At 63.7% G+C, this 443-nt stretch carries 1 protein-coding gene; it reads left to right on the forward strand.

Annotated elements, in window-relative coordinates:
- Nucleotides 1-25 precede the first annotated feature (25 nt).
- Nucleotides 26-259 carry a 50S ribosomal protein L29 gene (rpmC, locus tag ETC00_RS19890; RefSeq protein WP_003403594.1) on the forward strand — a complete coding sequence of 78 codons (234 nt, stop codon included), beginning with the start codon at nucleotides 26-28 and terminating at the stop codon, nucleotides 257-259.
- Nucleotides 260-443 lie beyond the last annotated feature (184 nt).

Raw genomic sequence — 443 nt, forward strand, 5'->3', positions numbered from 1 at the left:
TTATTACTCGAGAGGAGCAGTTCTGATGGCAGTGGGTGTCTCGCCGGGCGAACTGCGTGAGCTCACCGACGAGGAGCTGGCCGAGCGGTTGCGCGAGTCCAAGGAAGAGTTGTTCAACTTGCGTTTCCAGATGGCGACCGGCCAGCTCAACAATAACCGCCGGCTCCGTACGGTGCGTCAGGAAATCGCGCGCATCTACACCGTGCTGCGCGAACGAGAACTGGGTCTGGCGACTGGGCCCGATGGTAAGGAATCGTGATGGCAGAGGCTAAGACCGGCGCGAAGGCGGCGCCTAGGGTGGCTAAGGCCGCCAAGGCGGCCCCCAAGAAGGCCGCACCCAACGACGCTGAGGCCATAGGTGCGGCCAACGCGGCAAACGTTAAGGGGCCCAAGCACACTCCGCGTACTCCGAAGCCACGCGGCCGCCGCAAGACACGAATCGG

This window comes from Brevibacillus sp. MCWH, assembly GCF_013096935.1.
Taxonomy (GTDB): Bacteria; Bacillota; Bacilli; order Brevibacillales; family Brevibacillaceae; genus Brevibacillus; species Brevibacillus aydinogluensis.

Bases quoted from the DNA above. Each gene is read 5' to 3' on its own strand.
- rpmC (WP_003403594.1), top strand. From the start codon at position 26: ATGGCAGTGGGTGTCTCGCCGGGCGAACTGCGTGAGCTCACCGACGAG.